Annotated in this window: 19 protein-coding genes, 7 tRNA genes and 1 riboswitch; of the genes, 15 read left to right on the top strand and 11 right to left on the bottom strand. The window is 38.9% G+C overall.

The features are described from left to right. Positions 1-104: 104 nt before the first annotated feature. The 9 genes from F4694_RS26880 (at position 105) to F4694_RS26840 (ending at position 2570) form a co-directional block, all read left to right on the top strand. A tRNA-Glu gene (locus F4694_RS26880) sits at positions 105-179 on the top strand. A gap of 39 nt (positions 180-218) precedes the next feature. Then, positions 219-294: transfer RNA gene (locus F4694_RS26875), tRNA-Val, on the top strand. 176 nt (positions 295-470) lie between these two features. Next, positions 471-547: transfer RNA gene (locus F4694_RS26870), tRNA-Met, on the top strand. Between the two features lie 48 nt (positions 548-595). Continuing rightward, positions 596-671 (top strand) — tRNA-His (locus F4694_RS26865). A 16-nt stretch (positions 672-687) separates the two neighbouring features. Further along, a tRNA-Gln gene (locus tag F4694_RS26860) sits at positions 688-762 on the top strand. Positions 763-776: 14 nt separating this feature from the next. Further along, positions 777-850 (top strand) — tRNA-Gly (locus F4694_RS26855). A 5-nt stretch (positions 851-855) separates the two neighbouring features. Then, positions 856-929 (top strand) — tRNA-Ile (locus tag F4694_RS26850). 278 nt (positions 930-1207) lie between these two features. Continuing rightward, positions 1208-2071 carry a nitroreductase family protein gene (locus tag F4694_RS26845; RefSeq protein WP_179602980.1) on the top strand — a complete coding sequence of 288 codons (864 nt, stop codon included), beginning with the start codon at positions 1208-1210 and terminating at the stop codon, positions 2069-2071. Positions 2072-2099: 28 nt separating this feature from the next. Then, positions 2100-2570: an SRPBCC family protein gene (locus F4694_RS26840; protein ID WP_179602979.1), complete on the top strand. Its 471-nt coding sequence runs from the start codon at positions 2100-2102 to the stop codon at positions 2568-2570. 78 nt (positions 2571-2648) lie between these two features. Here the strand turns inward: F4694_RS26840 and F4694_RS26835 are convergent, their stop codons facing one another. From F4694_RS26835 to F4694_RS26805, 7 genes are all read right to left on the bottom strand, one after another. Then, complete coding sequence (locus tag F4694_RS26835) at positions 2649-2837, bottom strand: hypothetical protein (protein WP_179602978.1); 189 nt, start codon at positions 2835-2837, stop codon at positions 2649-2651. Positions 2838-3044: 207 nt separating this feature from the next. Continuing rightward, entirely contained in the window at positions 3045-3833 is a 789-nt protein-coding gene (locus tag F4694_RS26830) for a cytochrome c oxidase assembly protein (protein ID WP_179602977.1), read from the bottom strand. Next, entirely contained in the window at positions 3834-4313 is a 480-nt protein-coding gene (locus F4694_RS26825; protein ID WP_179602976.1) for a DUF2243 domain-containing protein, read from the bottom strand. A 270-nt stretch (positions 4314-4583) separates the two neighbouring features. Then, on the bottom strand, positions 4584-5462 hold the full coding sequence (gene dapA / locus F4694_RS26820) for a 4-hydroxy-tetrahydrodipicolinate synthase (protein ID WP_179602975.1): 879 nt from the start codon (positions 5460-5462) through the stop codon (positions 4584-4586). 127 nt (positions 5463-5589) lie between these two features. After that, positions 5590-5770: riboswitch (Lysine riboswitch) on the bottom strand. Positions 5771-5933: 163 nt separating this feature from the next. Beyond that, a complete protein-coding gene (locus F4694_RS26815) occupies positions 5934-7130 on the bottom strand; it encodes a class I SAM-dependent rRNA methyltransferase (protein WP_179602974.1) in 1197 nt (398 codons plus the stop codon). A 226-nt stretch (positions 7131-7356) separates the two neighbouring features. Continuing rightward, the gene (locus F4694_RS26810) at positions 7357-7938 is read right to left on the bottom strand and encodes a M15 family metallopeptidase (RefSeq protein WP_306458543.1); all 582 of its coding nucleotides are present in this window, start codon (positions 7936-7938) and stop codon (positions 7357-7359) included. Between the two features lie 184 nt (positions 7939-8122). Continuing rightward, complete coding sequence (locus F4694_RS26805; protein WP_179602973.1) at positions 8123-9205, bottom strand: branched-chain amino acid aminotransferase; 1083 nt, start codon at positions 9203-9205, stop codon at positions 8123-8125. Between the two features lie 335 nt (positions 9206-9540). Here F4694_RS26805 and F4694_RS26800 point away from each other — a divergent pair, with 335 nt between their 5' ends. After that, a complete protein-coding gene (locus F4694_RS26800; RefSeq protein ID WP_179602972.1) occupies positions 9541-10389 on the top strand; it encodes a DegV family protein in 849 nt (282 codons plus the stop codon). 325 nt (positions 10390-10714) lie between these two features. Further along, positions 10715-11575: an EamA family transporter gene (locus F4694_RS26795; protein WP_179602971.1), complete on the top strand. Its 861-nt coding sequence runs from the start codon at positions 10715-10717 to the stop codon at positions 11573-11575. Positions 11576-11644: 69 nt separating this feature from the next. Here F4694_RS26795 and guaC read toward each other — a convergent pair whose 3' ends face one another. After that, complete coding sequence (gene guaC / locus F4694_RS26790; protein WP_179602970.1) at positions 11645-12628, bottom strand: GMP reductase; 984 nt, start codon at positions 12626-12628, stop codon at positions 11645-11647. A gap of 240 nt (positions 12629-12868) precedes the next feature. Here guaC and F4694_RS26785 point away from each other — a divergent pair, with 240 nt between their 5' ends. Beyond that, positions 12869-13444 carry a YhcN/YlaJ family sporulation lipoprotein gene (locus F4694_RS26785; RefSeq protein WP_179602969.1) on the top strand — a complete coding sequence of 192 codons (576 nt, stop codon included), beginning with the start codon at positions 12869-12871 and terminating at the stop codon, positions 13442-13444. A gap of 64 nt (positions 13445-13508) precedes the next feature. On the opposite strand, the gene F4694_RS26780 is transcribed toward F4694_RS26785, so the two are convergent. The 3 genes from F4694_RS26780 to F4694_RS26770 all read right to left on the bottom strand — a co-directional run bounded on the left by F4694_RS26780 (position 13509) and on the right by F4694_RS26770 (position 16315). Further along, a complete protein-coding gene (locus F4694_RS26780) occupies positions 13509-15095 on the bottom strand; it encodes an acetolactate synthase large subunit (RefSeq protein ID WP_179602968.1) in 1587 nt (528 codons plus the stop codon). Positions 15096-15188: 93 nt separating this feature from the next. Beyond that, a complete protein-coding gene (locus F4694_RS26775) occupies positions 15189-15758 on the bottom strand; it encodes a hypothetical protein (protein ID WP_257029414.1) in 570 nt (189 codons plus the stop codon). Positions 15759-15877: 119 nt separating this feature from the next. Continuing rightward, complete coding sequence (locus F4694_RS26770; protein ID WP_179602967.1) at positions 15878-16315, bottom strand: MarR family winged helix-turn-helix transcriptional regulator; 438 nt, start codon at positions 16313-16315, stop codon at positions 15878-15880. 120 nt (positions 16316-16435) lie between these two features. On the opposite strand from F4694_RS26770, the gene F4694_RS26765 reads away from it, so the two are divergent. From F4694_RS26765 to F4694_RS26755, 3 genes are all read left to right on the top strand, one after another. After that, on the top strand, positions 16436-17023 hold the full coding sequence (locus F4694_RS26765; RefSeq protein ID WP_179602966.1) for an NAD(P)H-dependent oxidoreductase: 588 nt from the start codon (positions 16436-16438) through the stop codon (positions 17021-17023). A gap of 200 nt (positions 17024-17223) precedes the next feature. Next, positions 17224-18339, top strand: a complete 1116-nt coding sequence (locus F4694_RS26760; RefSeq protein ID WP_179602965.1) for a M20 metallopeptidase family protein — start codon at positions 17224-17226, stop codon at positions 18337-18339. A 105-nt stretch (positions 18340-18444) separates the two neighbouring features. Further along, entirely contained in the window at positions 18445-19119 is a 675-nt protein-coding gene (locus F4694_RS26755; RefSeq protein ID WP_179602964.1) for a uracil-DNA glycosylase, read from the top strand. Positions 19120-19214 lie beyond the last annotated feature (95 nt).

The raw sequence follows: 19214 nt of genomic DNA, 5'->3' as shown, positions 1-19214 counted from the left end.
AGTTAAGCTTCTCAGCGCCGATGGTAGTTGGGACTTTGTCCCTGTGAGAGTAGGACGTTGCCAGGCATTGCCCCTTTGGGGTTTTTATTTTGTGATTTTTGAATGGCCCCTTGGTCAAGTGGTTAAGACACCTCCCTTTCACGGAGGTAACACGGGTTCGAATCCCGTAGGGGTCACCAAAGTTTTTTCTCAATAGACAAAATAACTTTCCATACTATGGAGGATTAGCTCAGCTGGGAGAGCATCTGCCTTACAAGCAGAGGGTCGGCGGTTCGATCCCGTCATCCTCCACCATGATTTTTTCACGGAGTGAAAATAATCTTCAAATTGCCGCGGGGTGGAGCACGTTCGACTAAGCTTCCTCGAATGGTCTACAGTGCACCGATTGAGCTGCTTCTTGAATAGACTTTCTGAAATTGGGGCGGTCTTTCAAGCTAAGAGCAAAATCAAAATTTTATTGTTTATACTATCGCGGGGTGGAGCAGTCTGGTAGCTCGTCGGGCTCATAACCCGAAGGTCGCAGGTTCAAATCCTGTCCCCGCAACCAATTAAACTATCTAGGTTTACACGATTAAACCTCAACTATATTATTTTGGCGGTTGTGGCGAAGTGGTTAACGCACCTGATTGTGGTTCAGGCATTCGTGGGTTCGATTCCCATCAGCCGCCCCATTTACTTTTCTAATATTGGGCTATAGCCAAGCGGTAAGGCATCGCACTTTGACTGCGACATGCGTTGGTTCAAATCCAGCTAGCCCAGCCATTTTATTTTTATACGCGGGTGTAGTTTAGTGGTAAAACCTCAGCCTTCCAAGCTGATGTTGTGAGTTCGATTCTCATCACCCGCTCCAATTAAGGGCCTATAGCTCAGCTGGTTAGAGCGCACGCCTGATAAGCGTGAGGTCGATGGTTCGAGTCCATTTAGGCCCATAAATAATTCGAAAAGAGTGATTGCTATTCATAGCAATCGCTCTTTTTTTTGTTGATTTATTTCTACCTCTATTCGTTACCGAAGACATCAATTAAATGGGCTAAAGGGGACGAATACTCTCTATTTGTTACCGAAGACTTCAATTTTTTGAGTTAAAGGGAACGAATAGCCAAATATCATAAAAGTTGACGTCGTTAAGTTGTAGGAGATGATTGTGAATGGTTACAATAAGAGTGAACTTGACACTAATAACTGTGCTTACAGAAGGGGGGATTCGATGATTTTTGAAAAGTCGATCATAGAAACCATGAAAAAACGCCAATCGGTTCGAAACTTTGACATTAAAAATATTGAAGAATCTCATGTTGAAAGAATAAAGGATTACATAAGCAATGAAGATAACTTACTTGGACCATTTGGGAGTAAGGGCAGAATCGAGTTCATACAAGTAACCAACAATGTAAGTGATAAAGGCATTAAGCTAGGCACATACGGATTTATTAAAAATCCACAGGCATATTTGGCAGGGGTGGCAGAAAATAGTAAATACTCTCTTGTTGAGTTTGCATACACCTTTCAAAAACTAGTCTTATGGTTAACGGAGTTAGAAATCGGTACTTGCTGGATGGGAGGAACGTTCAACCGAAATTCATTTGAGCAAGAAATTCAGCTCGCGGAAGCAGAATTCATTCCCTGTATAACACCAATCGGCTATCCGAATCAAAAACAACGGGTATTCGATAAGGCACTCCGGTACGTAGTAAAGGCCGATAATAAAAAGCCAGGGGATAAGTTATTTTATGATTCAACATTTGAAGTGCCATTGAACAAAGAAAATGCAGGATTACTTGAATTACCAATCGAGATGGTTAGGCTTGGCCCATCTGCATCCAATAAACAACCTTGGAGACTTTCATTAACACAGGATCGAAGGGTCTGTCATTTTTACATTGAGCATACACCGAATTATAGTTCAAAACTAGGATATGATATGCAGCTCTTAGATATGGGAATTGCGATGTGTCAGTTTGAATTAGCCTGTAAGGAATTAGATATTAAAGGACGATGGAGTGTGGAAAAACCAGACTTACTTCTCCCAAATGAGCAAACGGAGTATATTGCCAGCTGGGAAACCCTTTAAAATGAAAGCAAGAATGGAGTAAGTAGAAATGCCTGTTATCGAGCACAAGCTGTTTATAAATGCGCCAATAAAGGTTTGTTTTGATCTTGCCAGGGATGTCAATGTTCATACTCAAACTACCTATAAAACAAAGGAAAGAGCTGTTGGAGGTGTAACAAAGGGAATGTTGGAGGAAGGTGACAGTGTAACTTGGGCAGCTGTACACTTTGGTATTACACAAAGGTTAACCTCAAGAGTAATCTTTATGGAAAAGCCTCATAGTTTTGTCGATGTAATGGTAAAGGGTGCGTTCAAGTCATTCATTCATATCCACCAGTTTATTGAAGAAGAAAAAGGAACGACAATGGTTGATCATTTTCAATATAAGTCACGTTTCGGTCCTCTCGGAGTCTTAATTGATAAATTGTTTCTAGAAGAATACATGAAAAGATTTATTGCTATTCGTGCAATAGAACTAAAGAAAATAGCAGAAATAAGAACTAATCAAACGTTTGATTAAATTGGTTGAGACCTTTGTATAAAAGGACTTAGAAGGTCTAATCAAACGTTTAATTAACTTTGTAGTAATTCATAAAAATTAGGACTCTGATAACTCAATTTTTCTTTTTTCAATATCCATAGCCGAAACAATATATGCAAATCCATTCATTAAAAAGTAAATAACATTTGATTGTACCCGTTCAGTTTCTCCTAAATAAGTATTTAAGATAATGACGACAGAGTATAAAACCACGAAAAATAGAGCGATTTTATTAAAGATTACCATTTTAACAACTCCTTTTTTAGGATACTTAGTTTATCATATTTTCGTAGAGCTAAACTTATGCAGGGCAAGAGGTATTTAGCATGGTTTCTCGTTAGCTTCCAACCTTTACTAACCATGATAAACAAGTTGGGTAAAATTTATAAAAAAACCTGTACTCATGATACCTATTTTATCGATACAGGTTTTTTTGTGTGCATAAAATTTCGTTTAATGACTTATCGATACCGACGTTCGTGGCCGTGCAGCTTTATACCATTGTTGGCAAAACAAGAATATCAAGCAAATTTCAATAATATCCCCGCCGTAATACATGATCATTCCTCCCATATGTGCCTGTTCAATGGTTACACCCCCTGGAGGATAAGCATAAATGTACTTTGAGAGGATTCCGTGTGCCGCTAACGATAGGATTAGCACGATCGTACGTAAACTAAAACTATACCGGTGGGCTGTCAGGTCAATATAAATAATTGAAATGGTATAGAGATATCCTGCTAAGAATACGTGAAAATGAACGACCATATGAAGAAGGGCATGATGTTGCATCGCCGAGTACAGTTCTGTCGTATATAGAACCCAAAGGCCACCAATATTGAGTATGGAGGCGACAACCGGATGACAATATATGCGAACTGGGAAACTCTTTAACACACGAGATAGTTTTCTAGCGTGTCCAACACTTAGAGTTCTCATCAGAAGAGTCATTGGAGCAGCATGTACTAGAAGTAGAGGGGCAAGCATCCCAAGGAACAAATGGCCAACCATATGTGCCGTGAAATTTTCATGAGCAGTGTCGGCAATAGGACCTATAAGTGCAACAGCAGCAGAAAGAACTCCGGATCCCCAGAATATGTATCGATATATAGGCCATTGTTTATGACATTGGTTTGAGACTAATCCAAATAAGAGATAAATCAGGATTACTAGGACAAAGGGGAGAGCCAAAAGAAGTTCATTTGGCAGCTCACTTGCACGATGGACATGGTTATGATTCATTTAGGCTGTTCCTTCCATCACTTTTGATTCCCGGCCTGTCCGAAAAACGATCATTAATCCAGCGATTAACATGATAGCGGCAAGTATGTTCCATACCCAATCGTAAGGTGCAATCTCCACGTTATAACGAATTTGATGGATCCTCATTAATTTATGTTGGATCGTCCCATCAAACAAATTGAATCCGCCTCCGCCAATTAGAAATCCACCAAACCATCTTTTTGGCCACCAAGCATTTCTTCGACGAAGATCGGAAACCAGAAATGCCCCAGCAACCGTTGAAAACCAGCTAAATGCATGAAAAATACCATCTGATACTAGTCCGATATCTGGGGTAGATTTATCATAGAAATGGTGCCAATGGAGGATTTGATGGAAAACTGCCTCATCAATGAAAGCGACAAACCCTAATCCTAGTATGCAGCCCGAAAGTAGATTACGCCCTAAATAGGCAGAGCGAGAAGCGTGATTTGTAGACATAATTATCTCCCTTATTCCATATTTTTCCTTGTATTAGTTTAACCAGTACTAAATAAATCCAAACAAACATTGAATATCATTACTAGGCTGGGTAGGATCGGAACAGGGATGTGGAAATGGAGGTTGCTGTTTTTCGGACTCGACGAGTTTAATAAGGCATTAGCTGTCAGAAAACTGCTGCACGTGCTCTGTCTCAAAACAACAATCATCGAGAAGAAAACACCCTAAGAAAAAAACCTGCCCCACAGAGGGACAGGAATGACAATCAGGTTATACCAACGAATTGATTGGCAGGACTTTTTGCAGCGCACTTGTTTCATCATCATTTAAAGGAATCATCGGCAGGCGGACATCTCCAACCTGGACACCTTGCATATTTAATGCGGCCTTTACAGGGGTGGGGTTTGGTGCCATAAATAATGCTTTCATAATTGGCAGAAGGCTGCGATGTAAAACGGAAGCATCTTGAACGCGCCCATTTTTAAACAGTGTGACCATTTCTTGCATTTGATTACCAATGACATGTGAAGCAACGGAAACTACACCTGCACCGCCAATTGCTAGAACTGGAAGGGTTAGTCCATCATCGCCGCTGTACAAAGTGAATGTATCTGGAGTACGGTTAATGATTTCTGCCATCGCATCTAGATTACCGCTTGCTTCTTTTACTGCCACAATATTATTAATTTCAGAGAGGCGGACGATTGTCTCAACAGAGATGTTTACGGCACAGCGTCCGGGAATATTATAAAGCATTACTGGTAACGAAGTAGCTTCAGCAATGGCTTTAAAGTGCTGAAATAATCCTTCTTGAGACGGTTTATTATAGTATGGAGCTACTAGCATAATACCGTCAACGCCTGCTTCTTCTGCCTGTTTCGTTAAGCTGATTGATGCTCTCGTATTATTTGAGCCAGTTCCAGCAATGACAGGCACTCTGCCGGCTGCAACCTCGACCACGAATTTAAATAATGAAATTTTTTCCTCTGTTGTTAATGTTGGGGATTCTCCAGTGGTTCCTGCAACTACTAATCCATCCGTACCATTATCAATTAAGTAATTTACTAATGTTCTAGCTGCGTGATAATCAATCTCTCCATGTTGATCAAATGGCGTCACCATAGCTGTTAAAACTTGGCCAAAAATCATCAAGCTCACCCTTTACATAATTTTTAATAAAAATTAGAGGTAGATCAGGTCAATCAATAGTAAACGCAAAAAAGCAGCAACGAAGGCTCGCTACTGCAGTAGAAACATAATTTAAAACCGTTCCTTTGCGTAAGATAGCCCTCCATATAGTCACCTATATGACAGTTCTGTATTTATTCAATAGCAGAACCAGCGGCATAGACAAATGAGATTCTATCCACTTCGGCAAATTCCCCTTTCCACAATCATCATAGGACCTCATTATCCTCCTATTGCGTACTTATGGTCTTTGCGCCTCTATCCTCACTTCAAGGTAATGAAGTAAGAAAATATTTAATTATATATAAATATACCAGAAAATTCTTTAAAATTCAAGAGCAAAGGTGCCTGTCACCGCAGGGACTGCGGTGACAGGCACCGCCCGTGGACACTGTCCGTGTGGGGTGGACAGTAATCCTATGGATTGGCACTTTATTTTATTTTTTTAATGAAGACTACTTTTAGGTAGTCAGATTCTGGGTAATGTTTATTGGTTCGGAAGTCGTCAGGTAGTGAGAATTCTTCCATTATTTTATAGCGTTTTTTTGATTCTTTAAAGGCTGTATCTATGAATCCTTTAAATTTTTCCATATCAAAAGAGCTAGAATTGGTGGATGCGAGGATCGTTCCGTTATCCTCAGTGATGGAGATGGCATCCTTTAGCAGGTTTTTATAATCCTTTTCTGCACTAAAGACAAACTTTTTGGATTTAGCGAAACTTGGAGGATCAAGAATAACGACATCAAACAGGAGCCCTTTTCGTACAGCATATTTGAAGTAGTTGAATACATCCTCAACAATGATATCCTGATCCTCATATTTAATTCCATTCACTTTGAATTGCTCGATTGTTTTACGTTTGCTTCGATTGGCGAGGTCGACACTTGTCGTTTTCTTTGCGCCTCCTAAAGCGGAAAACACTGAAAACACTCCGGTATAGGAGAATGTATTTAATACTCGTTTCCCTTGTGTGTATCTATCTCGTAATGCTTTTCTTACATCCTTTTGATCTAAGAATACACCGACCATAGCACTGTCATTCAAATAAACGGCAATATTGACGCCGTTTTCCTTCACAATAATGGGGAACTCTCCACGTTCGCCAGCGACGAAGTCATCCCCTTCAATGTATTTACCACTTTCATCAAAACGTTTTTTCTGATAGATGGCTTTATACTCCACTATTTCCTTCAATGACTCTATAATAAATTCTCGAAAATGATAAATGCCTTTACTGTACCAGGTAATTAAGTAATAACCATCAAAGTAATCAATCGTTAAACCACCGATGCCATCGCCTTCACCATTAAATACTCGAAATGCTGTTGTATCAGAACTTTTATAATAAAATTCTCTCTGAGCGATGGCGGACTTCAAGGTCTTTTTTAAAAAGGCATAATTGAACTGCTCCTTTTCATTGCTGCTTAGCACCCAACCGAGACCCTTATTTTGTTTCCCATAATAGCCTTTGGAAATAAAGTTGTTCTGTTCATCCACAAGGTTTATCGTCTGACCTTCTTCATCTAGAACATTGTGATTCATAATCGTATCTTTTGTAATAAGCGGGTAGCCGCTTTTATATTTTTTAACGAACTTTGATTTCACCTTTAACCTGACTTCTGTTTTCATCTCTTCATCCTATCAGTTGTATTTATCATTATTAGAACTATAAACAATGTTAATAAAATCAATAACTATCATAACACGGTTTACTAGTGATGCGTATTTCGCCATCAAAATAAAGATAGAGGAAATGCATGAAAAAAAATCCAGTAAACTGGACCTTACTTACGAATCAGGCCAATAATTTTCTAAAAAACGATATGCAGGTGAGGAAGGGGGCTTCAATCTTCCCTTAATTGGTATCAGCTGTCAGGGATAAATCTGCCGGTCTTTTCCCGTTTTGCAGGTCGGCTAATGTTAAGTCAAAGTTCATTTGTAAATGGGGATAATCTTTAAATTGAGCCCAATCGCCGCCCCATTCAAATCCAAGGGATTTTGCCATTTCCACAACTTCGTTCCAATCTGCTATTCCATTTTGGTTGCCATCATATTGCATATCCCAAATAATATCTGCAGAAGGGGTTTTTATGGCAAAATCAATCGCCAGCCCAAAGTTGTGAAAGGATTCTCCTCCTCTTGCATTGGTTACAATATTTCCAGCCACTGTCCGGCCTTGTTCATAAAGTCGATCCTGGTCTTCAGCGCTACGGAAGTCATCGGTAATCACCATCACAATCCCTTTATCAGCTGCATGCTGGATCAATTGATTGCTCCGCTCTCTCACTACTGAATGAAGCTCGGTTGGCATTGGAGCAGAATCACCTATGTTTAATCGATTTAGTATGCTGGTGCCAATAGGGTTTTGTACAAAGAATAAAATAATAAGGCCAATAATGAATGTAAATAGCAGTCTGCCTTTCCAGTTAAGTTTCAATATCGCAAATCCTTTCTTATCAAAAATCCTGCATTAGTAAAGACGAGAAAAATAGAATCATTGTTTCAAAAAGTTACCTTTCTAATTTTGTATATCTTTATATCGTTCTATACCTTAAAAGTCTTTATAATACAAAAAAGGATCCAGCTCAAAGCTGGATCCCACATATTCAGTAGTTTATTGATTATCCTTCAACTGAAGTAACTTTCACTGTCCAATTAAATGGATCTTCTTTCTTCCCAAGTTGTATCCCTGTCAATTCATTATAGATATCTTGAGACAGCTGACCAATTTGATTGTCATTGATGGTGATGGACTGGTCTTTCCAAGTTAGTTCACCAACAGGTGAAATAACAGCAGCGGTTCCTGCTCCAAAGACTTCCTCTAGTTCACCGCGTTTGTGTGCGGCAAATACCTCTTCTATGGAAATTCTCTCTTCGCGGACAGGAATATTCCAATATTTTAGCAATTCAATGACGGAATCACGGGTGACACCTGGCAAAATACTGCCATTTAACTTTGGTGTTACTACTTCTCCATTGATCTTAAAGAAGATATTCATGCTGCCGACTTCTTCTACATATTTATTCTCTTTCGCATCGAGCCATAGAATTTGGGCGTAGCCGCCTGCGTCTGCCTTCTTTTGTGCTTTCAAGCTTGCTGCATAGTTGCCTGCTGTCTTTACATGGCCGACTCCGCCAATTACCGCACGGACGTATTGCTCTTCCACATAAATCTTAACGGGACTCAATTGACTGCCATAATAGGCTCCGGACGGGGAGAGGATGACGAGCAATTTATATTGATTGGCAGGGCGTACACCAAGATAAGCCTCTGTTGAAAAAATAAACGGACGAATATAAAGTGATGTCCCTTCACCATCTGGAACCCATTCTTTTTCCGTGGTAATCAATTGTTTAATGCCTTCTAATAAGAACTCCTCATCAATTTGGGGAATGCAGAGCCTGTCACATGATTCGTTGAAACGCTTCATGTTTTTCTCTGGACGGAAAAGCTGGACGGAACCATCCGGAGTCTTATATGCCTTCATCCCTTCAAAAATAGCTTGTCCATAGTGGAAAACCATCGCTGAAGGATCTAGTGTTAATGGTTCATATGGAGTAATTCTTGGATTATGCCAGCCCAGGTCACTATGATAATCCATTTCAAACATGTAATCGCTGAAATACTTTCCGAAACCCAGTGAAGCGGTATCAGGCTTTGTTTTTAATTGTTCTCTTGGAATAAATGAAATCTCCTGTTTCATGCTCACACCTCATTTTTAATAATAGATTCAGTTTTAAACACCATTCAATCCTTCTAAACATGAATCATGTCGAAACCTTAATAATTATATTTTTGAAATAGTAAAAATACTTTCTCTTACTATACCACTATTTAGATTCAAACAGGTTAATTTTGTTTTGATTTTGTCAAAACGGTGACAATCGTGCTTATCGGACTCAAAAATCTATGTTGTATATGACAAATATAACTTGTGAGACATTATTCATTTTTGTAATGTTATCCTCGTAACCATACTACTAAATTTAGTTATTCCTATATAAAATAAGAGAATCTTCATTGAAGGATAGTGATAAAATGAACAAGCCCAAAATTGCCTGGATTACGGATACAACTGCGTCTCTAAGCAAAGAGTTTATTAATAAGCACCACATTCATGTCATTCCCTTGCATGTTGTCATTAATGATAAATTTTACAAAGAAACAATCGATATAACGGAAGAAGATTTCTATAATCGAATGAAAAATGAGGATGGAAAATTCCAATCATCTCAGCCAAATATCGGAGACATCGTCGACCTTTATGAAAAGTTAAAAGGAGAGTATGAATTTGGCATAGCCATCCATGCTTCCAGTACCTTAACTGGTACGTATCAAACCTCTGTTATGGCGGCGGAAATGGCTGGATTTAAATTGTTTGCCATCGATTCAAATACCGGTTCCTATCCCTTATCCTTCCTGGTGAAAAGAGGAATAGAACTAGTTGAACAGGGTCTTGAAATAGGTGAAGTTGTTGATCAATTAAATAAATTGCGGGAGCACACTCGATTGTTTTTGGTACCATCCAACTTGGATCAGCTTCATAAAAGCGGCAGGGTATCTGGAAGTCAAAAAATACTAGCCTCACTATTTAATATAAAGCCGATTTTATCCATTGAGGATGGAACCGCAAAGATTAAGGATAAAGTCCGAACTGAAAAAAAGGCACATGCTTGGCTGGTAAATCATTTAAAGGAAGACCTAGAAACAAAATCAGTTCAAAAAGTGGCCATTGTCCATGCGAACGACCAAGAAAAGGCAAATGGTCTTGAAAAAGTCATAAATGAAACTTTCCCAACGATCGAAACAGAAACGCTAATGCTCATTACCGTTGCAGGTGTGCATACAGGTGTTGGTACACTTGGACTTTCATGGGTTACCGAATAAAAAAGGAAGAGACACCCTATCCATTGTAATAGGGTGTCTCTTATTTAATATGCTATAATTTAGACAAAAATCAGAACCTTACCTCATTCATCTTCTGTATAGGCTTCCGTTGACTTATCCCTGCAATCCCAGCATTCAGTTCGATTTCTCTCTGGGAGAGATAATTCGTTTCCACAAGAAATGCAGATATCCATAAGACGAGACTCCCCTTTCCAGTGAAAATTGGTTTTAAACTATATATATTCAGCAATGATATAAATATTTCACTTAATTTACGACAACTTTATACTAAAACTAATAAATATAGAAAAAAGGCAGGTGTAAAATGAGTATCATTTTAGCATTATTGGCGGCATTATTTGCTTCATTTACTGCAATCTTAGCAAAGGTAGGAATTGAAAATGTAAATTCCAACCTAGCGACCGCAGTCAGGACGATTGTGGTTTTAATCATGGCTTTTATGATGGTAATGACAACGGGTAAGCTTGAGACGATTTCCCAGATCTCAACTAGTGCATTATGGTTTATTCTGTTATCGGGCTTTGCAACGGGCTTTTCATGGTTATTTTTCTTTAAAGCTCTCGCGATTGGTGATGTTTCCAAAGTGGTACCGATTGATAAATCGAGTGTCGTGCTTACGATTATTTTTTCAATCCTAGTCTTAGGGGAGCCGGCAGAACCTCTAATTATGGCTGGAGGAGCAATCATTGCCATCGGAACGTTTATTTTGATTGGAAAAAATGAAGAAAAGAAACGATTCTCAGGATCGCAGCGGTATATTGTGTATGCGATTTTAGGGGCTCTATTTGCCGCCTTAACCTCAATACTGGCAAAAGTCGGGATGGAAGGGGTAGATTCCAATGTGGCCACTTTTCTACGCACGATTGTAATCTTGATATTTGCCTGGGTGATTGTATTTTTCCAAGGAACACATAAAAAATTGAAGGACATTTCGAAAAAGGGGTACGTCTTTTTAGTTTTATCCGGGGTCGCCACTGGCTTATCCTGGTTGTGCTATTTTGCTGCTCTTGCAATGGGAAAGGTTTCAATAGTAGCTCCGATTGACAAATTCAGCGTGGTTCTCACGATGATCTTAGGCTTTAGTATTTTAAAAGAAAAAGCGGCCAAACACACGATAATCGGAGGGATCATCATAACAATTGGAACGTTATTATTGATTTTATAAGCTAAATGGGGGAGTACGGGGAGGTTGGAAATAAGCAAAAGTTGAGCGGAGAAAACCCCGCTCAGCCTTTTAATAAACCTTATCACCATTAAAAATGGAATTCTTCACAATAACATAATCGACATGGCGGATGGCGTCTAACTCTTTTCCTCCAGCATAGGAGATAGAGGATTGAAGGTCTTGCTCCATTTCAATTAGTGTATCGATTAAAGCACCTTTGTGCTCCACGAGCATTTTCTTGCCTTCAACATTTTTTCGTTCACCTTTTTGATACTCCGATGCTGAACCGAAGTATTCTTTATAGAGCTTTCCATCTTTTTCAATCGTTTCGCCAGGAGATTCTTCATGACCAGCAAATAAGGAACCGATCATCACCATACATGCCCCAAATCTTATCGATTTCGCAATATCTCCATGGGTACGAATCCCGCCGTCTGCGATAATCGGCTTACTTGCTGCCTTGGCACACCAGCGAAGAGCTGCCAACTGCCAACCGCCCGTTCCAAATCCCGTCTTAATCTTCGTAATACACACCTTTCCAGGTCCAATCCCAACCTTCGTCGCGTCTGCGCCAGCTCGTTCCAACTCGCGAACGGCCTCTGGTGTTCCAACATTACCGGCAATCACAAAACTTTGAGGTAAGTACTGCTTAATATGTTGGATCATTTTAATGACAGCATTGGAATGACCGTGTGCAATATCAATTGTAATGTATTCTGGTGATAGCTGTTCTCCCGCTACCTGTTCAATGAACCGATATTCCTCCTCTTTGACACCAACACTTATTGAAGCGAATAACCCGCGGGATTGCATGTCTTTAATAAAATTCAGCCGCTTTTCTGGTTCGAAACGATGCATAATATAAAAATACTCTTTTTCCGCTAAGAATATCGCAATCTTGTCGTCAATGATGGTCTGCATATTGGCGGGTACTACAGGCAGCTTAAAGGTTCTGCTGCCAAAAGTAACGGTTGTATCACATTCTGATCGGCTATTGACTACACTTTTTGCGGGAATTAATTGAATATCTTCATAATCAAACACACTATCCATAAGGAGCCTCCTCAAAAAAATCATCAATGGTTTAGTGTTTTTGGATTGGCTTCATTTTATTCTTTAGCTTTGTTAAATAACATTGTTGATGATCAATCCCCCGGTTCAATGAGTTCCCAGGGAGAAGAAGAAACATCTTTTTTTACAAAGCTTTTTTATAAAAAAAATTCCTCCTAATCTCTACATAAAAGTCGGGAATAAAGGTAATTGTAAGCATGAACTCATTTTAGGAGGAATTTTATGAAAACACTTAAAATCATATTGACCTGCTTCATTATGGCTGTATTCATTGCTGGGTGTAATATGAAAGAAGAGGGAAGAGGAACAGACCAGCACGGGGAGATGAGTAACCGCAATTTTGGAGCCCTAAATCCGGTAAGAAGTTTGGGTAATCCAGATGTAAACTTTATGAACACTAACAATAACACAAACAATAACACAAACAATAACAATAGGAATGTTAAAAATGGTTTACGGGTAGTGAAGGAAGCTGAGGATAATGTTCAGAAATTAGATGAAGTCAAACGTGCGGAGATTATTGCAGCAAACGGTAACGCCTATGTAGGGGTTGTTATGGTTGATGACTTTCATGGTGAACTTTACCCATACGTGGAAGATCAGATTGCACAACAAGTACGTGCTGCGGACGGAACCATTCAAAATGTATACATCTCAACCAATCGTGACTTTGTTAGACAAATGAGCCAATATCGGGTCAAAATACAAAATGGCAGACAGGCACATGGACAAGATGGCGGATTTAATAAGATGGTTCGCAGGGTCTTTAATCATCATACTGGGGTTAATCAGGACTAAAATAGTAAGGAGAAAACATACCTAAGCAGGTGAAATGTTTTCTCCTTTTTCTTTTTCTAAAAGTTTACCCTTGGCTGACATCAATCAGTGTAAGTTCATTAGTCTGATTTAATGCAGCCTTTAGTACTTGTTCAAACTGATTCAATTGATTCAGTCTAACGCCTTTAATTCCAAAGCTTTCAGCAAGCTGCACAAAGTCAGGGTTTCCAAAGTCTATACCAAAGCTATGACTGAACTTTTCCTGCATCATTTGTTCTTCTAAAAGTAACTTAGAATTATTCAACACAATAATGATTAACGAAAGGCCTAATCGTTTCGCCGTCTCTAACTCGGAAATATTCATTAAAGCCCCTCCATCCCCCGTAACACAAATAACTGCTGCGTTCGGGGAGGCTAATTTAGCACCAATTGCACCAGGCAAGGCAATCCCCATTGAGGCTAATCCATTTGAGATAATAAGCCGGCCGGCTTGTTTTGGTTGAAATGTACGGGCTATGGATACCTTGTGAGCACCTACATCAGAAACCACGATGGTGTCTTCCTTTGAAAGCTTTTCCACAATGTTTAAGATATTTTCTACTGTTAATGATTGATCTTCTTGGAGTTCTTCTTTCATTTGATAAGAATTCTTAATCCGTTCCTTTAGATTACCTGAGGGTGTCCATGGTTTAGAAGCTAAATCCAGTTTATTAAGCGCCTGGAATGTCTCCATTAAATTCCCAACCAACTCTCCTTTAACAGGGTAGTATTCATCGATTTCAGCAGGCAATGGATCGATATGTAAAATGGGGCGCATTTTTTTATTCCAGTCATTAGGGAGTGCTTCAACAAAATCAAAACCAACGACAATTAACAAATCAGCTTCCTCGATAATCGGTACTACTTCATCTTGCTTGTTAAAACCAAATGTAAAATAATTCAGTGGATGGTCCTTAGGCAAGATTCCTTTTGCCATAAAGCTATGGATTACAGGTGATCGAAGTTTTTCTAAAAATGTGCGGAGTTCTGCCGCTGCTTTTTGCCTGATTATCCCGTTTCCTACAATGACAACTGGTTTTTGGCTCTGACCAATTAGTGTTAGGGCATCCGCTATAGCTTGTGAATTAGGTGTGCTCTTTGGAATAGGTGTTACGGGTAACGGATGGGCTGAAATCATCTGTGGTGCTAAGTTCTCTGGCAGTTCAATTAAAACAGCGCCTGGCTTTTCCGTTTGCGCGACTCTAAATGCCTTACGAATGATGGTTGGTATGATTTGTGAATCCTTAATTTGAATACTCCACTTTGCAGCTGGTTCAAATACTTTAACGATATTTACATATTGGTGTGATTCCTGGTGCTGCCTCTCAAAGCCTGCTTGTCCAGTAATCGCTACAACCGGAGAATGGTCCAAGTTCGCACTTGCTATGCCAGTCAAAAGGTTAGTGGCCCCAGGTCCTAATGTCGCCAAACAAACGCCAACTTTGTTGGATAATCTACCGTAAACATCTGCCATAAAAGCAGCTCCTTGTTCATGACGGACATTCACAAACTTAATTTGTTTAGATTTAGATAACGAATCCATTAGGTCAAGGGTTTCCTTTCCCATAATGCCAAAAATATACTCAACCCCTTCATTTTCTAAGCATTGAACAAGTATATCCGTTGCTTTCATAGGAGTACTCCTTTCAAACTGGTTTTTTCCTATTTTTCCCTCTTTTCCGCTAAAAATGCATGGGAGAAGGTTCTGATGGTCTAATTAGAGCCATCAGAACCGTCCCTGTTGTCCTGTGATGAGTTTAGAAAGTAAACGTATGACAAGTTCAATCCATAACCAACAATATACAAGTGAAAGTAAGTAAATAACGAAGATATTCCATACCTTAAATTGTATAAGGAATGGACCCAAAACAGGAAATTTCAAGACGTAGAGTAAGAGACAAATCCCGATACATAAAAACAAACTTGAAACGGTGATAACTTTCCAACCCTTGTTAAACAGGATTAACCCAATGCCGATTCCAATGGCCATTGCACCAGTCGTAAATGGAAAGATAATAAGTTCAGAAGGTTGAATGAACAGTAAGAGGAAAATGGTAAGAAAATAGCTCAATAATCCATACGATTGTGAGAGCAACATGCTTATGATAATGGGGACAGTAGAAAAAGGGCTGATGAGCATTCCAATTCCCGGGATGACTCCGCCTGCAGCTTGGAGTATAGCGGCGATTAAAGCCAATAATGCGGCAGTAACCAATTTAAAGGCGAAACCTCTTTGATTTCTGATAATAGCGCTGACGGTTAAGATGTTTTTCTTTATGTCTTTATTCCAAAACATAGTAGATCATCCTTTTTTTCATAGGTAAGGACAGTGCAGGCACTGTCCGATGTAAAAGAATACTTAATTAATAATATATTTGGATTTTTTACACCTATGATAAGGAGAACAAAGGAAATTCATTTAATAGGATAAAATAATTTTCGCTGAAGAATATCGATAGCTCGTTCGATTTCTTTTAAATCTTCTTCCGAGGCATTTTGTATTCTGCTTTGAAAACGAGTTTCAATTGTAGCAAATGCTTCCTTCATTAAAACTTCCCCGTCTTGTGATAGACGAATATATTGCTTTCGTCGGTCTTTGCTATCGCTTACCTTTTCAATTAATCTCTTTTCACTTAACTTGCTAAGTTCACGGCTAGTATTTGACATAGACATATTTTGACAATCGTTTATTTCACTCGGAGTCACTGGTTGACTTACTGCAATAAATTCAAGAATGTTATATTGAACTTGTGAGATTGAATTTGGCTTCGCATTTTTTGTTAATTCATTTGTAACACGATGGACAGAAGTCGTAAATGATACAAGTTTATTAAAAAGAACATTTTTGTCCATTTTTTTCACCTCTTATAGCCCAAGATAACAAATTAGTTATCAAATTACAATTATCAATTGATAACTAATGGAGAGAATGTTATGATTTGGTTATCAAATGATAAGTAAGAGGTGAGCCTAATGAAGATGCTAATCGTATTTACCTATCCAAATCATAAGGGTTTGAATTATGCATTTTTACAAAAGGTGCTGCAGGGAAGTAATGAAAATCCCCATGTTAACGAGATACAGGTCTTAGATTTATATGAAGAGGGCTTTAATCCTGTTCTAGTGTTTAACGAGCAAAAACGAAGAAGAGACATGCATACTGATCCTGGTGTGGAGAAATACAGGAGACAGATTATGTGGGCTGACAAAATTGTTTTTATTTACCCAATTTGGTGGGGGAGACCTCCGGCAATGCTTATGGGATTTATCGATCAATTATTTGCCTCGAACTTTGCCTATAAAGATAAGAAGGGATATTTTCCTGAAGGGCTCTTAAAAGGAAAGTCTGTTGTATGTGTGTCCACCATGAAAGGGCCGACTCACTATCCATTCCTATGGTTGAACAATGCACATAAGATTCTAATGAAAAGAGCTTTATTCAACTTTGTGGGAATCAAGAAAGTGAAGTTTTTTGAATTTGGGAATATGGAAAGTCCAAAGGGAAACCAAATGAAGAAGCTAGAAAAAATTCATCACTATTTTAGTAAACTAGACCATTAAGATTTTTATTTAGTGGGACATCATTTAAGATAATATCGCAAATATAATATCAAAATCGTACTATAATAGAAGTTAAAGTAAGACTGATTTTTTATGAGGAGTACTCATTGTACACCCATAGATAGTTTATTATAGAGTCTTAATGATTTAGGCTTGCAGATACATTTCACATAACCTATAGGAAGGGAGTAAAGGATTCATTGGATGTAAAAAATTTAGAATTAGCCATACAACTGCGTCATGAACTGCACCAGCATCCTGAAATTTCGAATGAAGAGATTTGGACTAAACAGCATTTAATCTATTTTCTAAAAAAGCATACGATGCTGGAAATCGTAGATAGAGACAGTTGGTTCTATGCAATTTATCGAGCAGGTGAGGATAAAAAGAACATTGCTTTTCGTGCAGATTTTGATGCCCTTCCAATGCCCGAAGTGATTGACATACCACATGCTTCTAAGAATCCAGGGGTATCCCACAAATGTGGACATGATGGGCATGCTGCAGGCCTGGCCGGCTTTGCACTCGAAGTCGACCAAAATGGTGCGGACAAAAACATCTTTTTCCTTTTCCAGCACGCGGAGGAAACGGGAGATGGCGCTATCCAATGTGCCACTTTCATTAAGGAAAATAATATTGAAGAAATTTTTGCCTATCATAATATGAGCGGCATGCCTTTTAATTCGATTAATGTAATCGACGGAACCGCTCATTGCGCCTCCAAGGGCATGACAATTCACATGGAAGGATCTCCTGCTCATGCCAGCCAGCCGGAGAATGGAGTCAATCCCTCATTTGCGATTGCAAAGATTATTGATGCCATTCCAGAACTTACCTCTACTGAAAACAATGAAGGTTTGGTACTTTGTACTGTTGTTCAGGTAAACATTGGGGAAAGAGCATTTGGATTAGCAGCAAGTAAAGGTGAGCTTCTCCTAACCATTCGTGCGCTATACGAAGCAGAATTGGATAAGCTTCAGAAAAACCTTGAAGATCTTGCACGAGAGCAAGCAGAAAAGTACGGACTGAAAATAAGCATCTCCTTTAACGATGAATTTCCGGAAACTGTAAACCACAAAGAAAGTTCTGACAAAATCCGTGAGGTTAGCAATGAAAAAGGATTTCAGTTGGTGGAAATGAAGGATGCCTTCCGTGCCTCAGAAGATTTCGGCCACTACACGAAGTTGACGAAAGGTGCTATATTCTACATCGGAAACGGAGAAAACTACCCTCATATCCATACCTACGAGTATGACTTTCGAGATGAAATCATCGAAACTGCAGTGGAACTTTTTAAAGGACTAGCTGAAATTTGAGTATCTTTGTAGCGAACAGTGCCTGGTACTGTTCGTGTTTTTTATGGTGAAAGTAGGTTTTTATACTTATAATTAAATTAACATCTTGAGAGAGAGTGAAAGATAATGGCAATTTTAAAAAATGATTGGGCTCCTTTATTGGAGGAGGAGTTCGAAAAAACGTATTATCAACAATTAAGTAAAAAATTACAGACTGAATATCAAACGAAGGTCATTTATCCCGATCAACATGATATTTTTAATGCCCTCCATTATACTTCCTATAAAGATACGAAAGTAGTAATTATCGGTCAGGATCCATATCATGGGCCCGGACAAGCCCACGGTTTAAGTTTCTCTGTTAAGCCAGGAGTGAAAATTCCTCCATCATTACGCAATATTTATAAAGAGCTTCAGGACGACGTGGGATGCATGATACCCAATCATGGATACCTAGTGGAATGGGCCAAGCAGGGGGTATTGATGTTAAATGCAGTACTGACAGTGCAGGCTGGAAATGCAAACTCACATAAAGGTCTTGGTTGGGAGCTGTTTACCAATAGAGTTATAGAAATATTGAATCAAAGGGAGACGCCTGTGATATTCATCCTGTGGGGTAATTTTGCGCAGCAGAAACAACAATTGATTACCGCATCCCATCACTTCATTATTAAATCTCCTCACCCGAGTCCATTGTCTGCTCATAATGGCTTTTTTGGCAGCCGGCCGTTTTCCCAAGCTAACCAGTTATTGAGGGAGATTGAGAGTATGGAGATTGATTGGCAAATAAATAATATATAATCTAATTTTCACCTTGTCCTCGAATTGAGGATCTTTTTATTTCTGCGCATATATTGTACAATTTTTATATATCCAAAAAATAACATTAACTAAAC

Source organism: Neobacillus driksii (assembly GCF_013409995.1).
Lineage (GTDB): Bacteria > Bacillota > Bacilli > Bacillales > Cytobacillaceae > Neobacillus > Neobacillus driksii.
The sequence above is the reverse complement of the archived record's forward strand: the minus strand, read 5'-3'. Positions and strand labels throughout refer to the sequence as shown.

Excerpts from the sequence above, each read along its gene's own strand:
- guaC (WP_179602970.1), bottom strand. The coding sequence starts at position 12,628 with ATGGATAGTGTGTTTGATTATGAAGATATTCAATTAATTCCCGCAAAA.
- F4694_RS26845 (WP_179602980.1), top strand. The coding sequence starts at position 1,208 with ATGATTTTTGAAAAGTCGATCATAGAAACCATGAAAAAACGCCAATCG.
- F4694_RS26835 (WP_179602978.1), bottom strand. The coding sequence starts at position 2,837 with ATGGTAATCTTTAATAAAATCGCTCTATTTTTCGTGGTTTTATACTCT.
- F4694_RS26830 (WP_179602977.1), bottom strand. The coding sequence starts at position 3,833 with ATGAATCATAACCATGTCCATCGTGCAAGTGAGCTGCCAAATGAACTT.
- F4694_RS26780 (WP_179602968.1), bottom strand. The coding sequence starts at position 15,095 with ATGAAAGCAACGGATATACTTGTTCAATGCTTAGAAAATGAAGGGGTT.
- F4694_RS26765 (WP_179602966.1), top strand. The coding sequence starts at position 16,436 with ATGAAGATGCTAATCGTATTTACCTATCCAAATCATAAGGGTTTGAAT.
- F4694_RS26805 (WP_179602973.1), bottom strand. The coding sequence starts at position 9,205 with ATGAAACAGGAGATTTCATTTATTCCAAGAGAACAATTAAAAACAAAG.
- F4694_RS26775 (WP_257029414.1), bottom strand. The coding sequence starts at position 15,758 with ATGTTTTGGAATAAAGACATAAAGAAAAACATCTTAACCGTCAGCGCT.
- dapA (WP_179602975.1), bottom strand. The coding sequence starts at position 5,462 with ATGATTTTTGGCCAAGTTTTAACAGCTATGGTGACGCCATTTGATCAA.
- F4694_RS26770 (WP_179602967.1), bottom strand. The coding sequence starts at position 16,315 with ATGGACAAAAATGTTCTTTTTAATAAACTTGTATCATTTACGACTTCT.
- F4694_RS26785 (WP_179602969.1), top strand. The coding sequence starts at position 12,869 with ATGAAAACACTTAAAATCATATTGACCTGCTTCATTATGGCTGTATTC.
- F4694_RS26825 (WP_179602976.1), bottom strand. The coding sequence starts at position 4,313 with ATGTCTACAAATCACGCTTCTCGCTCTGCCTATTTAGGGCGTAATCTA.
- F4694_RS26815 (WP_179602974.1), bottom strand. The coding sequence starts at position 7,130 with ATGAAAACAGAAGTCAGGTTAAAGGTGAAATCAAAGTTCGTTAAAAAA.
- F4694_RS26755 (WP_179602964.1), top strand. The coding sequence starts at position 18,445 with ATGGCAATTTTAAAAAATGATTGGGCTCCTTTATTGGAGGAGGAGTTC.
- F4694_RS26840 (WP_179602979.1), top strand. The coding sequence starts at position 2,100 with ATGCCTGTTATCGAGCACAAGCTGTTTATAAATGCGCCAATAAAGGTT.
- F4694_RS26795 (WP_179602971.1), top strand. The coding sequence starts at position 10,715 with ATGAGTATCATTTTAGCATTATTGGCGGCATTATTTGCTTCATTTACT.
- F4694_RS26800 (WP_179602972.1), top strand. The coding sequence starts at position 9,541 with ATGAACAAGCCCAAAATTGCCTGGATTACGGATACAACTGCGTCTCTA.